Here is a 14,472-nt window from a genome sequence, read left to right as displayed (position 1 = left end):
CGGGCTAGTCAAAGACTAAACCCGAACTTGACCGAGTTTTTTAATCCTCTAAACTAATCTTGACCGGATTAACTTTCCAAATCTCTTGACAATATTCCCAGATTGTGCGATCGCTAGAGAATTTAGCCATACGAACCGAGTTAAGAATCGACATCCGCGTCCACTTGTCCCGATCGCGATAAGCTTCACTTACCTGTTCCTGACAATCAGCGTAGGATTGATAATCAGCTAAAAGCATATACTGGTCATCGTAGAGGAGAGAATCAACGATCGGCCTGAATAATTCCTGGTCACCATGGCTAAAATAACCACTCTTAATTCGATCGATCACTCCCTTCAATTCGCGATTATTTTTGTAATAGCTCATCGGTTCATAACCGTGTGCTTTCTTAGCATAAACTTCTTCTGCTGTCAAGCCAAAAAGGAAGAAATTTTCTGCCCCTGCTTCCTCGCGAATTTCGATATTAGCGCCGTCCAGAGTCCCAATGGTGAGGGAGCCATTCATGGCAAACTTCATATTACCGGTTCCGGAAGCTTCCTTACCCGCCGTAGAAATCTGTTCGGAAAGATCCGCCGCCGGATAGATGCGTTGACCCAAAGAAACGTTAAAGTTAGGCAGGAAAACCAATTTTAAACGACCTCTGACATCAGGATCCTTATTCACAATTTCAGCCACAGCATTAGTTAACTTAATAATTAACTTCGCCATAAAGTAACCGGGGGCTGCCTTACCACCAAAGATAAAAGTGCGCGGCACAATATCGATCTGAGGGTTCTGTTTAATGCGATTATAAAGGGCGATAATGTGCAGAACTGCCAGATGTTGGCGTTTGTATTCGTGAATCCGTTTTACCTGCACATCGAAAATCGAATTAACATCCACTTCGATATTGCGGGTTTTCAGCATATAAGCCGCTAAATCGGCCTTATTCGCCTGTTTAATTTCATACCAACGCTGACGGAATTCAGGATCATCAAGGTATTGTTCCAGTTTTCGCAATTCCTTCAGGTCTTTTAACCAATTATCGCCGATTTTTTCGGTAAATAGTGCCGATAATTGGGGATTGCTCAATAAAATCCACCGGCGCGGGGTGACACCATTGGTTTTATTGTAGAATTTTTCTGGCCAGAGCATAGCAAACTCTTTCAGGGTGTCTTTTTGCAGTAACTCCGTGTGTAAGGCAGCGACTCCGTTAATCGAGTGACTACCCACACAGGCTAAATTAGCCATGCGAATTTGTTTATTACCCCAACCAGCTTCTTCAACTATCGACAATTTGCCCAATAATTCCTCGTTATCGGGAAACCAAGTCCGCACATCGTCGAGGAAAAAGTGATTAATCAGGTAGATAATTTCTAGATGTCGGGGTAGCAATTTCCCGATCAGATCCGCCGACCAACGTTCTAGGGCTTCTGGCAATAGGGTATGATTGGTATAAGCGAAGGTTTTTTGGGTAATTGCCCAAGCTTTTGACCATTCTAAGCCGTTTTCATCCACTAACAAACGCATTAACTCAGCGATCGCAATGGCGGGGTGAGTGTCGTTTAGTTGAATAGCGGCGGTTTCGTGGAAATTTTGCAGATTTTTGTGGCTTTTTAGGTGAATGCGAATTAAATCTTGCAGGGAAGCGGCCACAAAAAAGTATTGTTGGGCGAGACGTAATTCGCGACCGGCGGGGGTATTATCGTTGGGATAAAGGACTTTAGAAATGGTTTCCGCGTCCATTTTTTCGGCCACGGATTGATCGTATAACCCGGCGTTAAAAGCCTCAAAATTAAACGATTCACTTGCTTCTGCTTTCCAGAGACGCAAAGCATTAACCGTGTTGGTTTTGTAACCCGGGACGGGGGTATCGTGGGGAATGGCTAAAACCCGACGTTCCGGCAGCCATTGTACCCGTTCTTGTCCCTTATCATCGTGATAGATTTCCGTCCGGCCACCCAGTTTTACTTCCACACTTTCATCGGGACGGGGTAATTCCCAAGGATTGCCGAAGCGTAGCCAGTTATCGGGGATTTCCACCTGCCAACCGTCTTGGATCATTTGATGGAAAATGCCAAATTCGTAGCGGATACCGTAGCCGATGGCGGGAATTTCCAAGGAAGCGAGAGAATCAAGGAAACAAGCCGCTAAACGCCCTAAACCGCCGTTGCCGAGGCCGGGATCTGGTTCCTGTTCGATAATTTCCTCAAAATCAAGACCTAATTCCTCGATCATCTCTTTGATTAGGTCGTAAATACCCAAATTAGCGAGATTATTACCTAAATACCGCCCCATGAGAAATTCGGCGGAGAAATAGCAGACGAGTTTAACTTTTTCTTGTTTGTAGGTGTCGGTGGATTTCAGAAAACGACGCAGCAGGCGATCGCGAACGGTGTAGGCAAGGGCGACATAGTAATTGTAGGGACTGGCATTAGTGCGGTTAACCCCTTGCAAATAAAATAGATTGTCCAGAAAAGCCCGTTTTAGGGTTTCGGGACTCATGCCGGTGCGATCGTCTTCAACTAAAGTGGGGCATTGAAGTGCTTCACGCCCATCAGCTAGGGTAGAGGTTGTCTCCATGGGTTTTTGTTGTCCATATATTCGGGAGTCGATCGCCGATCAGACCTGATGACGATATCCTTTATAGTTTACTTGTTACCTTTTGGAGAGACTCAGACATTTAGATTTCTATTGGTTTTGAGGGGATCAGCGATCGCAATTACCAACAAAAAAAGGGTGAACCCTGTCCACCCTTCCACAATTATTCACAAAAAAAGCCTAATAGCGTTTTTTTCTGTCACCACCACCACCATTGAAGGGTGCGCGCTCTTCACGCTCGCGGGCTTCGTTAACTTTAATTGATCGCCCCATCCATTCAGCACCATCCAGTGCGGCAATTGCTTTGGTTTCCTGGGCTTTATTTTCCATTTCCACGAAGGCGAAACCGCGTGTGCGGCCCGTATCCCGATCCACGGGAATATGGACTCTTTTAACCTTGCCGTACTCTGCAAAGACACCGGTTAGATCCTCTTGGGAAATCTCGTAAGAGAGATTACCAACAAAAATAGACATAATACTTGAATCCTCGATCAATACTCGAAACGGTGTGGAGACACAAAATTCAGGGAGAAGCCGAACAATACTAAAGTAAAAGACTTACCGAGTTAATACTGAAAACGAACTTGAACACCAATCTTGACTCTCGCCTCGATCATAACACAGAAAGAGTCGATCGCCGATCAGAATCTGATGGCGATATCCCTTATAGTTTACTTGGGGTTTGCTGAATAAATCTAAAAACCTTGTTAGATAAGGTTTTTAGACTTTTTTTACCTCAAAAAGTGCTGACCCTTGGAGTGATCGGGGGTAAAATTCAGGTACTTTTTCCCTGAAAATTAGGTAACTGACCCCCTGAAAATGGGTAAAACCCCACACCCCACACCCCACACCCCACACCCTGCCCCCACGAAAAACTTTTTGCCGCAAACCCTAATTAACGACAAAAAAAGGGTGAACCCTGTCCACCCTCCCACAATTATTCACAAAAAAAGCTTAATAGCGTTTTTTTCTGTCACCACCACCACCATTGAAGGGCGCACGCTCTTCACGCTCGCGGGCTTCGTTAACTTTAATTGATCGCCCCATCCAGTCAGCGCCATCTAGTGCCTCAATCGCTTTGGCTTCCTGGGCTTTATTTTCCATTTCCACGAAGGCAAAACCGCGTTTGCGGCCTGTCTCTTTCTCAACGGGAATATGGACTCTTTGGACCTTGCCGTAGTCTTGAAAGACCTCGACCAGATCATCTTGGGAAATCTCGTAAGAGAGATTACCAACAAAAATAGACATAATACTTGAATCCTCGAACAATACTCGAAACGGTGTGGAGACACAAAATTCAGGGAGAAGCCGAACAATACTAAAGTAAAAGACTTACCGAATTAATACTGAAAACGAACTTGAACACCAATCTTGACTCTCGCCTCGATCATAACACGAAAAGACTGGAGTTAATGTTAACTTTTATTCTCTGGGGCAAGAGACTGTTTTGGCTATCGGTGGCTACTCCCTCAACCGCCAGCTTTTTTCTCCCGACGAAATAACCAAATCATCAGGGCCACCACACCGATTTGTAGGGCAAAATTGGGTAAAGCGGTGGCTACGTCCCTGCCTGCCGCTAATTGGGCCAGAAAAACCACCGCACCAATAAAACCGGAAGCACCTAAACCGAGATAGATAAACTGCCGCAGACCTCGGTAGGGATTGGCCGCTTCCTCTTTCAAGCGGGCGTATTTTTGGGTATCGAGTCGAGGGGATTTGCTCATAAAAAAATCTTTCTAGCTTTGTATCTATTGTCCGTGATATAATCGGGAACTGGCAATGTGCCGATGTAGCTCAGTGGTAGAGTAGTTGATTCGTAATCAATTGGTCGTGGGTTCAAATCCCATCATCGGCTTGGGGTTTTACCTCCCGGAAGTTGACTAAGAAATACTGGTACAGTGGTTAAATGCCTTGGTTTTGTGGCGGCTATGGCAAAACCCCCTAAGGCCTTTGCCAGAGATTTGCGGCTCTCTTGGGTTTGGTGGGTAAAATCTATTCTCAGATACATTCCCACTGGCGAGCGAATGGAACGAACCACAAAGACACAAAGGACACAAAGATTGATCGGTCTTATATAAGTTAAACTTATCACAACAAGAGTAAGAGAGCCGATTGACTTCAATAAGCCATTTTAGCAGCAAACAAGAGGTAAAAGAGTTAATTCCTCTAACCGATCGTTCCCTATTTTGGTCGAAATCTTTGGGAAAAAATCAGCTAGTTACTAAAGAAAAGTTTGAATAATTTCTGTGATCGCTTGACGTTGGCAATCGTCATATCCCCAGCGTTCTAGAAAGGCTTGATATTCTCCTTGTCCTGTGTTTAAACTGGTAGCTAATTGTCGTAATTTTTCCCCCAAGGCTGGCGATAATAACTGCTTAATTAGTTGACTGGTTTTTTCTTGGACTTTCTCAGAACCTCGAGCATTTTCTTCGTCTCCTTGACTGCGATGATAGATGACCATTGCCGTGGACATGACCAGATTTTTAACTAATAATTCATTCACCAATGTCGGGGAAGTTTTTAAAGCGGTGATTACCTCCAAACTAGGATATTCCGTATAGGATAAATCGCTGGTTGAATAAGTAACAAAGAATCCTCTGGCTCCATTTTCTGTTGAGACTAACTCAGTAATTTCCTGAGTGATTGTATCGGTATCTAAAAACTCAATTTGACTTAGTAAATCTTGAGTTTGCTGGATAGCATTTTCAAAAGTTATACCCATAACAATAAATATCCTTCTGTGAAGTTTAATAGAAAAATACTAAGCGTCTAAAGCATTTAACCAATTAGTTAAATCCTCCACTGTCAAAAAATCCAATAAAGCTTCTCCCACTCGTTCCAGAGCATCAATATTTAAGGTTATAATCCAACTCTCTAGAGCCACATCAATAGCTCCTAACTTACGTTTAATCAGACGAATAATTAGATTTCTTTCTCTTGCTAAACTCTGTTCTAAACCTCGGCGCATCCCACTGGTGGTAATCTGCATAACTCCCTCCTGTTCGGGTTGAATAAATGTGCTAATCTCCTGTTGAAATTCGGCTCTTCGTTACTTGGTATGGTTCGATATGGGGGCATAAATCGACTCAATCCTTATCTGGCAAGAGATTTAATTGATTAGTTCGCTCCAGATCGCAAACAATTGACAAAAATTGCGGTAATGTCTGTTTCTATAAGGGTTTCATCCCTTATAACCCCCGTCCATTGCATAACACAAACCGAAGAGCCGGAAAAATCATCGGGAGTTAGGAAATGAACTCCCTCTTGGTTAAACTTTCGTCGGAGAATTATCGCTAAAACTTTACCCTCTTTCATGATTTGAGAAATTGGCAAAGAGTTAAATTGACTCTCTTGGATTTGGTGGGTAAAATGTATTCTAAGATACATTCCTCCTAGCGAGGGGGTGGAACGAACCACAGAGACACAAAGGACACAAAGATCGATCGCTTCTATGGTAAGTTGAGCTGATCACACAGAACCTAGAAGAGCCTTAAATTTACTTTCGGCTCTTCGGGACTTGGTATGGTTCGATAGGGGGGCATAAATCGACTCAATCCTTATCTGGCAAGAGATTTAATTGATTAGTTCGCTCCAGATCGCAAACAATTGACAAAAATTGCGGCAATGTCTGTCTCTATAAAGGTTTCATTCCTTATAACCCCGTCCATTGCATAAGACAAACCGAAGAACCTTACTTTCTGGCTTATTTTTCTGATTTGGTCGGCAGAGAAAATCCAAAGATAAAAAGTCTGCAGCTAGTTTAAACATGAATTGAACCCTCCTTAGGAAATGGTTGTGAGAAAGGCTGAAATTAATTTACAGAAAAGAAACGGCCAACCTATGACTAACTTTTGTTACCGCTCAACTAAACTTACTCAAACTTACTTAAAAGCCTGAAAGCTTAGTCATTCGTAGTGGGTCAAGCACTACAGGATTAAACGGCAAACCCTTTATTCCCTGGTCAATGACATCAGGAATTACTTTTCTAATGATGTTAAATGCCCCATTGACATCGGCATTTAACAACTGATTTGTTTCCATTTTATAAAGTCCCCTAGCTAACCTTTTTCCCTTAAATAATGGTTTTTCTTCACCATATTTCGGTAACTCATCCCTATCTAAAGCACTGGATTGTGAGGTATAGGATTCTTCAGTTATTATAACTTTTATTCCTTTTAATTGAGCTTTGTAGGTTAACATTTCTATTAATCTATTATGGGGAATATTGACAAATTGTTGATTATTCCTTTTTCCTAGATTAAGAGATTGTTTCATCCACTCATTATGCCCAATTATTAACGTCCCTATTTGATGAATAGTACACCAATCTATTACTCTTTTACTGGCTGTGTGTAGATAATTTTCTACTCGACAGTTTCGTTTATGGGTCAGGAATAGCAATCTCTTAGATGAGGGTTGATTATTTTGGGTTTTCAGTTGAGATTGTAAGCGGGAACGTTGTTTGTTGTAGAAGGTGTTAATTGCTTTTAACGGTCTGCCATTTACCAAAAGAGGTGCTACACCTGTTTGATTTGTAGTTACAGCCATTAAGTTATTAACTCCTAAATCTATCCCAGCTATCTCTTGTTTATCTGTGGTTTCCGACCGTCTTTCATAGACTATTTCAATGACATAACAGCTACTTTTGGGGACAATTCTCACCTCAATTATTTCTCTTCGGGAAGTGGTAATTTTTAAGTCGCTCATAGACAAGTGACAAATTCCTTCTTTTAGAGGTTTTTTATAAATTGATTCCTGAGAATATATCAGCAGGTTTCTTCCTTTGGTTTTGTCCTTATACTTAATAATTTTGGGTTTTCCTAAAAATTTTTCAGGGTGTTTTTTCCAAGCTCTAAAAGCGGCAAAATAACTAACCCAAGCTTGCTCCAATCTTCTGATTATCTGCTTGCTCACTTTCGTGGGTAAAGCTAAATAATCTGAGGTTTTAGATACCAGATAATAGAGTTGATTGAAACTCAGTTTTTGGGAGTTTTCAAAGAAATATTGGCGATAATGGTAGTTAGCTAGATTGAACAAATTTTTTGACAAAAAGGCATAATGGTCGATTTCTGACCAGAAGGGATGGTTTTGACTGATAATATGACGTTCAACTAGCTTCATATCTTGATTATACCTGATAAGTAGTCGTGCAAAATAAATTTCCTAGTGAAAACAGGCAAGAGGCAATAGGCAAGAGGCAAAAGCTTTATCGAAATGTGTAATTAATTTTGCTTAGGTACTTAACGTTCTTAAAATCTATCGGTGGCAAAAGTTACTTATTTTAGTTATATAGCTACAGGAATGAGTAACTTTAAAAAGCTTTAGTTAGGTTTTTGGTTTCTGTGGTTAACCCCTAATAGGCCAGGGTGAGAGCATCTCAAACGCTATTGACAATTGACTTGTGATCCGCGTCGGCATTTCAAGTGATACCAGTCAATCATCATAGTTACGAACTCGACCCATTTGGTTGATTTTTGCTTAACAATTGAGATGGCAAATTCTACTTAAATATGCCTGAACCGGCCTCTGGGTAAGCAACTCACATAAAGTTTATTTGATCAAGGATTGTTAAGATTGGCTTACCCTCCTAATGGGCTGATTTAATTTACTAAAGCTTAATCTAATTAACAAGATATTGATTTAGTTAATACAGGTTTAATCTCGATTAAGGCAATGACACTATACCATACATTTAAAAAAATACAAGCGTAAATTGGTTTTTTTAAAATCTTTTTATAGACGAGCTTAACTTATCTTAAAATGTAGTACAGATTACCTACTATCGTTATTTGACTGACGGCTAACTGCTATATTTTCTGATGACGACATAAATAGCAAAAACTATAGACGAATAGCTATGAGCTTTGGTGAAGAATTTCAATTACTGCTGCGGGCGCGCTATCCTCTCATCTATATTACCACCTTAGAAGAAGAACGTCTCGAAAAAGCGATCGCCGATATTGCCAAACAGAGCAATAACCGTGCTGTCTATGTCTGGGATTTTGTGGATGGTTATCAAGATAATCCCAATAATGAGAACTTTGCTCGGCGTAATCCCCTGCAAGCTCTTGAATTCGTCGAAAAGCTGCCGACTAACATCGCCGCCATCATGATTTTACGCGATTTCCAGCGCTTTCTCGAAGATATTTCCATCGCCAGAAAATTGCGTAATCTTGCCCGTTCCCTGAAATCTCAGCCTAAAAACCTAATTATCGTCGCTTCCGAACTGTCTATCCCCTCGGATCTCACCGAAGTAATCACCGTCGTCGATTTTCCCCTCCCCAGTGGCGAAGAAATTAAACAGGAAATTCAGCGATTAATCGCTGCCACCGGACAACCCGTCAAAGAACCACTCCTCGATGAATTAGTGCTTTCTGCCCAAGGATTATCCCTAGAGAGAATTCGTCGGGTTTTAGCTAAATGTTTAGCCAGTCACGGCAAAATTGAGCCAGAGGACGTGGAATTAATTTTGGCAGAAAAACGCCAATCGATTCGTCAAACCCAGATATTGGACTTTTATCCCGCCACAGAGCAGATTTCTGACATCGGCGGCCTAGATAATCTCAAAGATTGGCTGATTCGTCGCGGTGGTGCTTTTAGTGAACGCGCCCGCGCCTACGGTTTACCCAATCCCCGGGGTTTACTATTGGTGGGAATTCAAGGAACGGGTAAATCCCTGACAGCGAAAGCTATTTCCCATCATTGGCACTTACCGCTACTACGTCTAGACGTGGGGCGTTTATTTGGCGGATTGGTGGGAGAATCGGAATCGCGTACCCGTCAGATGATTAATCTCGCCGAAGCTTTAGCCCCCTGTGTGCTGTGGATAGACGAAATCGATAAAGCTTTCGCCGGAGCGGAGGGAAAAGGCGACGGAGGAACCACCGGACGGGTTTTCGGGACTTTTATCACTTGGTTAGCGGAGAAACAATCGCCAGTTTTTGTCGTCGCTACGGCTAATAACATCCAATCTTTGCCCCCGGAAATGTTGCGAAAAGGACGCTTCGATGAGATATTTTTTGTCGGACTACCTAGCCAAAAGTCCCGCGAGGAGATTTTTAGCGTTCATTTAGGGAAAGTCCGGCCCCATAATCTAAAAAGTTATGATATAAAGCGACTAGCCTACGAAACTCCCGATTTTTCGGGGGCAGAAATCGAACAAACCATCGTGGAAGCGATGCACATCGGGTTTAGTCAAAATCGCGACTTTAGCACCGATGATGTGCTTGAGGCCGCTAGTCAGATTATACCCCTAGCCCGCACTGCTCAAGAACAGATCCAGTTTCTACAGGATTGGGCCAAGTCCGGTAAAGCTCGTTTAGCCTCTCGCGATGATCGTTTTAATGTTAATCCTAACAGTTAATTTAGCACCAATATGAAGCGTTTATCTGGTTTATTACAATTTATGGTTGGTTTTGTCCTGGGAGTGTTCATTTTAGTCGGTGGGGCCACTGCTGTCGCCTATATACTTCTCTCTGGTATGAATTCTAATCCTCCTAAACCCGTCTTTACCGAGGAGAAAAAAGAGGAAACTAAGGAGGAAAAAGCCGCTAAACCCATCCCCACTACTCCCGTCCAAGAACAACCCCAAGCTGAGGTGAAAGAGTCTCCCACAGCTGCCCCAGCACCAAAAGCTGCCCCGAAACCCAGTCCCGAAGAAACAAAAAAAGAAACCACATCCGAGGGTTATCAAGCGCGGGTGACATGGCAAAGCGGTTTAAGTCTGCGCTCGGAACCTACCAGTGAATCCACTCGTCTCGGCGGTCTGGATTATAATACTAAAGTCAGTGTGGTGGGAACCAGCAGCGATGGGCAATGGCATCGCGTGCGTCTGTCCGATGGTCGCGAAGGTTGGATTAAAGCAGGTAATATTTCCAGAGTCGAGTAAATATTTATAAGGGTTAGGTTTTCTAAATCTACCCCTTTCCCTAATCAGTAATTGGACAAAATTAAATTGACACTCTGGCAGGAGAGAACCCCAGAACTGCTCAACTCCAGAAGTAAAAAATATCTGTGATTAATTCTGTCTAGGTATTCAATCACTACTTCAAGAGCGATTATCGCGATTAACTTTTCTGATTAACCAATAACTTGCCGCTAAAGCTAAGGTTCCCACGGTGAGCGCAATTAAATCATCTTTACTGTATTTCTTGGGATCGAAAATAATAATTTTTCGAGAGATGGCAATTAAAGCCGTAACTACGACTAATTCAACCTGTACGATGTGTTTTCTTAAGTAAGCAGTGACGTTTTCTAATAACTCTAAGGCGATTAAAATATTGAGAAATAATCCGAAGATTTCAATTAAAGTTTTACTAAAAAAACCGACGGGTTCCGTAGTAAATAAATCTTGGATTAAGATAACTACTAGATCATAAAGAGAAACAATAATAACAACAATTAAGGCTACGGATAAAACCTTAGAAACTATGTTTTCAATGAGATGAATCGACCTCATGAAATCTTCATCGCGCCATTGTTGACCAAAATTGATAAGTAGTTTCCGTATCTGTTTGAGCATGATCAATTAAGTAAAAAGTAAAAATTATTATTGTATTTTATTGCTAATTGTTCTATTTAGTTAATAAGTAAGCTGATCCCCCCTTGATCCCCCCTTAATAAGGGGGGCGTTGATCTCCCCTGCCCCCTTAATAAGGGGGGCGTTGATCTCCCCTGCCCCCTTAATAAGGGGGGCGTTGATCCCCCCTTGATCCCCCCTTAATAAGGGGGGCGTTGATCCCCCCTGCCCCCTTAATAAGGGGGGTATCTGACAATTTTTAAAATCTACCTACTTAGAAATAATTTTACTTGAAGAAGGCTTCCCTAGAAAAAAAATCTAGGTGCGATCGCTATTAAGTCAACCGCACCCAAAACTAATACAAATGCTCACATCTAGCTAACATCATCGTGAGCGAAACGATTATAGAGGAAGTCGAGGGCATAGTTACGCAGACGATAATATTCCGGATCCTCCATAATTCTCTCCCGATCGCGGGGACGGGGGAAATGAATATTCATCACTTCGCCGATTTTCGCTTCCGGTCCATTGGTCATCATTACCAGCTTATCAGCGAGGAAAAGAGCCTCATCGATATCGTGGGTAATCATCAAGACCGTACAGCGTTTATCTTGCCAGATTTTCAGCAATTCTTCCTGTAATTCCTCTTTGGTAATCGCATCCAAAGCGCCGAAAGGTTCATCAAGAATCAACACTTCCGGACGGATAGAAAGGGCCCGGGCGATCGAAACCCGTTGTTTCATCCCCCCGGAGATTTGGGGAGGGGTTTTGTCCATAGCTTCGGTTAAACCCACCATAGCTAAATGGTCGCGCACGATCGAGCGTTTTTGTGCCTCTGGAGCATTGGGAGACACCGCGTCTACCGCGAGATAGACATTTTCAAAAACGCTTAACCAAGGCAATAAAGCATAGTTTTGAAACACTACCATGCGATCGGGACCGGGTTTAGTAATTGTCTTACCGTTAACTTTAACGATGCCATCGGTGGGAGAAGAAAAACCCGACACCATATTTAATAGGGTCGATTTACCGCAACCAGAGTGACCGATCACGCAGATAAATTCACCTTCATTGATGCTGAGATTAACATCCTTGAGGACGGTGTAGGGGCCTCTGGGAGTGGGATAAACCTTAGAAACTCCTTCAATGGTAACAAAAGCTTCTTTAGTGGGGGTCTGGGTTGCCCGGTTAACGGTGTCGGTGGTGGTGTACATGATTAGTCTTTGGGGGAAATTAGATAATAGGAGCAATGGCTAGGGATAATTGGCTAGGAATTATCCCCTTAGTCGATTTTTAGGCAATTTTGCGGGATTCACTGGCACTAGGACGAGCATCAATAGCCACTTCGGCCATAGTGACGTTTTGTTTGATCTCTAAACTATTGAGATAACCGATCGGATCCTCGGCATCAAACTCGATACCATCGAATAAAAGGATCGGTGTGCGACGATATTTAATATCCCCTAGACCCAATTCCCGGGCCGCGGTACTAAAAACACCCACCCGACAGACGCGTTCGAGAATTTCTACCCAGTTACGGGGGAAAGGAATGTGGCCCCAGCGAGCCATTTGGGTCATCATCCAGAGGTGTTCGGTACGACTGGGACGATTTACCCCATCTCCATAGAACAGATGGTGTGCATATTCTTTCATCGGTCGATCGAGACTGCACGCATAGGAGTTGGGATCACCCAGTTGGATATAATCGATATTGGTACTAAGGTACTGACGACTGGCGAGGATTCGACGAATTTCTTCCTGATTCCCTTCCTCGGCACAGTAGCGACAACCTTCCAGCAGTGCTTTAACTAAAGCGACGTGGGTATTAGGGTATTTATTGGCCCAATCTTCCCGGACTCCCAGGGCCTTACCCGGGTGGCCCTGCCAGATTTCTAAGTCGGTGGCGACGGTGTAACCGATACCCTCCATGGCGGACCTGAGATTCCAAGGTTCACCGACACAGTAACCGTCAATACTACCGGTTTTCAGGTCGGCCACCATTTGGGCCGGGGGAATAGTTTCGAGGTGAACGTCTTTATCGGGGTCAATTCCCGCTGCCGCTAACCAGTAACGCAGGAGCAAATTGTGCATCGAGGAGGGGTGAACAATGCCAAAAATATGGCGCTGATCCCTCGATTCCAATAGCATCTGTCTTAAGGCGTTACCGTCAATCACCCCCTCGTCATAGAAGCGTTTAGCGAGGGTGACACCGTTACCGTTACGAGTCATAGTCAGGGCGCTGACAATCGGCAAAGGTTGCTCCTGATAACCACCGACGGTTAACCAGGTGGGCATTCCTGAAGGCATTTGCGCCCCGTCGAGGAATCCCCCCGCGATCCCGTCCACAACGCCTCGCCAACTGGTTTCCCGGACCAAATTTACCTCATCTAGACCATGTTTAGTGAAGAATCCCTTTTCTTTGGCCACTGCTAGGGGCGCGCAAGCGGTGAGGGGAACAAAACCGATCTCTAGATTGACTTTTTCTAAACCGTGACGGGCAATTACTTCGACTTTGCGAGCGCGTAGTTTTTTGATCCGTTTTTGTTGGTTGAGGAAATAGATAATTTCACTCCGGAGACTGTAGTAACTGGGGTGTTCCACCACTTCCATGCGTTTGCGGGGACGGGGGATATCTACTTCCAAAATACCGCCAATTTTTGAGCCGGGGCCGTTGGTGAGCATGACGATGCGATCGGATAATAGAACTGCCTCATCCACATCGTGCGTCACCATTACCGAGGTCATTTGGTATTCTTCGCACAGCTGCATTAACTGTTCCTGTAGATTACCTCTAGTCAGGGCATCTAACGCCCCAAAGGGTTCATCTAAAAGGAGGACTTTCGGACGGATGGCTAGGGCGCGAGCGATCGCTACCCGTTGTTTCATCCCCCCCGATAATTCGTTGGGACGTTTATCCACTGCATGACGAAGATTGACCAGATCGATATATTTTTCGACTTCAGCTTTTCTTTCGTCTTCTGATAGTTGGGCGAGAACTTGATCGACGGCTAGAGTGATATTTTCTTTGACGGTTAACCAGGGTAAAAGGGAATAGTTTTGGAAGACTACCATGCGATCTGGTCCTGGTTTTTTAATGCTTTGACCTTGCAAAGTCACCACCCCTTCCGTGGGCAAATCTAAACCAGCGATCATGTTTAAGAGGGTAGATTTTCCACAACCGGAGTGACCGATAAGGGAGATAAATTCCCCTTTTTTGATCTGTAAATCGATACCTTTCAAGGCCACATATTCACCGCCACTACTGAGGGGGAATACTTTATCAATGTTATCGACAGCGACAAACAAACTCATAGTTTTTTTCTCCTTAAATTGGCTCAAGTTTCAGTTATTTGAAAAATGGGGAAAGTTTCCC

The 14,472-nt window shown here is 43.4% G+C and carries 12 protein-coding genes, 1 tRNA gene and 1 pseudogene; 3 read left to right on the top strand and 11 right to left on the bottom strand.

Features of this window, described 5'->3' with window-relative positions; all coding sequences use genetic code 11:
• Window positions 1–40: 40 nt before the first annotated feature.
• From ACQY1X_RS18315 to ACQY1X_RS18300, 4 genes are all read right to left on the bottom strand, one after another.
• Window positions 41–2,563 (bottom strand): glycogen/starch/alpha-glucan phosphorylase, encoded by a 2,523-nt coding sequence (locus ACQY1X_RS18315; protein WP_430013295.1) that lies wholly within the window; start codon window positions 2,561–2,563, stop codon window positions 41–43.
• Between the two features lie 198 nt (window positions 2,564–2,761).
• Window positions 2,762–3,055 carry an RNA recognition motif domain-containing protein gene (locus tag ACQY1X_RS18310; RefSeq protein ID WP_430013294.1) on the bottom strand — a complete coding sequence of 98 codons (294 nt, stop codon included), beginning with the start codon at window positions 3,053–3,055 and terminating at the stop codon, window positions 2,762–2,764.
• Between the two features lie 480 nt (window positions 3,056–3,535).
• Window positions 3,536–3,829 carry an RNA recognition motif domain-containing protein gene (locus ACQY1X_RS18305; protein WP_430013293.1) on the bottom strand — a complete coding sequence of 98 codons (294 nt, stop codon included), beginning with the start codon at window positions 3,827–3,829 and terminating at the stop codon, window positions 3,536–3,538.
• Window positions 3,830–4,050: 221 nt separating this feature from the next.
• Window positions 4,051–4,305 (bottom strand): DUF3493 domain-containing protein, encoded by a 255-nt coding sequence (locus ACQY1X_RS18300; protein ID WP_002791004.1) that lies wholly within the window; start codon window positions 4,303–4,305, stop codon window positions 4,051–4,053.
• A 59-nt stretch (window positions 4,306–4,364) separates the two neighbouring features.
• Here ACQY1X_RS18300 and ACQY1X_RS18295 point away from each other — a divergent pair.
• Window positions 4,365–4,436: transfer RNA gene (locus ACQY1X_RS18295), tRNA-Thr, on the top strand.
• A gap of 366 nt (window positions 4,437–4,802) precedes the next feature.
• On the opposite strand, the gene ACQY1X_RS18290 is transcribed toward ACQY1X_RS18295, so the two are convergent.
• The 4 genes and pseudogenes from ACQY1X_RS18290 to ACQY1X_RS18275 form a co-directional block, all read right to left on the bottom strand.
• Complete coding sequence (locus ACQY1X_RS18290; protein WP_430013292.1) at window positions 4,803–5,303, bottom strand: hypothetical protein; 501 nt, start codon at window positions 5,301–5,303, stop codon at window positions 4,803–4,805.
• A gap of 39 nt (window positions 5,304–5,342) precedes the next feature.
• Window positions 5,343–5,671 (bottom strand): annotated as a pseudogene (locus ACQY1X_RS18285) (DUF4351 domain-containing protein); the annotation flags it as partial.
• Between the two features lie 27 nt (window positions 5,672–5,698).
• Window positions 5,699–5,968 carry a hypothetical protein gene (locus tag ACQY1X_RS18280; protein ID WP_069474347.1) on the bottom strand — a complete coding sequence of 90 codons (270 nt, stop codon included), beginning with the start codon at window positions 5,966–5,968 and terminating at the stop codon, window positions 5,699–5,701.
• Between the two features lie 498 nt (window positions 5,969–6,466).
• The gene (locus ACQY1X_RS18275) at window positions 6,467–7,702 is read right to left on the bottom strand and encodes an RNA-guided endonuclease InsQ/TnpB family protein (protein WP_430014985.1); all 1,236 of its coding nucleotides are present in this window, start codon (window positions 7,700–7,702) and stop codon (window positions 6,467–6,469) included.
• Between the two features lie 736 nt (window positions 7,703–8,438).
• On the opposite strand from ACQY1X_RS18275, the gene ACQY1X_RS18270 reads away from it, so the two are divergent.
• Together ACQY1X_RS18270 and ACQY1X_RS18265 are read left to right on the top strand one after the other, a co-directional pair.
• On the top strand, window positions 8,439–9,944 hold the full coding sequence (locus ACQY1X_RS18270; protein WP_002751478.1) for an AAA family ATPase: 1,506 nt from the start codon (window positions 8,439–8,441) through the stop codon (window positions 9,942–9,944).
• 12 nt (window positions 9,945–9,956) lie between these two features.
• Window positions 9,957–10,469 (top strand): SH3 domain-containing protein, encoded by a 513-nt coding sequence (locus ACQY1X_RS18265; protein WP_430013289.1) that lies wholly within the window; start codon window positions 9,957–9,959, stop codon window positions 10,467–10,469.
• Between the two features lie 159 nt (window positions 10,470–10,628).
• Here the strand turns inward: ACQY1X_RS18265 and ACQY1X_RS18260 are convergent, their stop codons facing one another.
• The 3 genes from ACQY1X_RS18260 to ACQY1X_RS18250 form a co-directional block, all read right to left on the bottom strand.
• Window positions 10,629–11,102: a phosphate-starvation-inducible PsiE family protein gene (locus ACQY1X_RS18260; protein ID WP_002751476.1), complete on the bottom strand. Its 474-nt coding sequence runs from the start codon at window positions 11,100–11,102 to the stop codon at window positions 10,629–10,631.
• Between the two features lie 371 nt (window positions 11,103–11,473).
• Entirely contained in the window at window positions 11,474–12,313 is an 840-nt protein-coding gene (locus tag ACQY1X_RS18255) for a nitrate ABC transporter ATP-binding protein (protein ID WP_287232222.1), read from the bottom strand.
• A 79-nt stretch (window positions 12,314–12,392) separates the two neighbouring features.
• Window positions 12,393–14,411, bottom strand: a complete 2,019-nt coding sequence (locus ACQY1X_RS18250; protein ID WP_430014984.1) for a nitrate ABC transporter ATP-binding protein — start codon at window positions 14,409–14,411, stop codon at window positions 12,393–12,395.
• Between the last annotated feature and the right edge of the window lie 61 nt (window positions 14,412–14,472).

The organism is Microcystis protocystis FBCC-A270, from assembly GCF_050500235.1.
GTDB lineage: Bacteria > Cyanobacteriota > Cyanobacteriia > Cyanobacteriales > Microcystaceae > Microcystis > Microcystis ichthyoblabe_A.
This window is presented reverse-complemented; position numbering and strand designations above follow the sequence as displayed.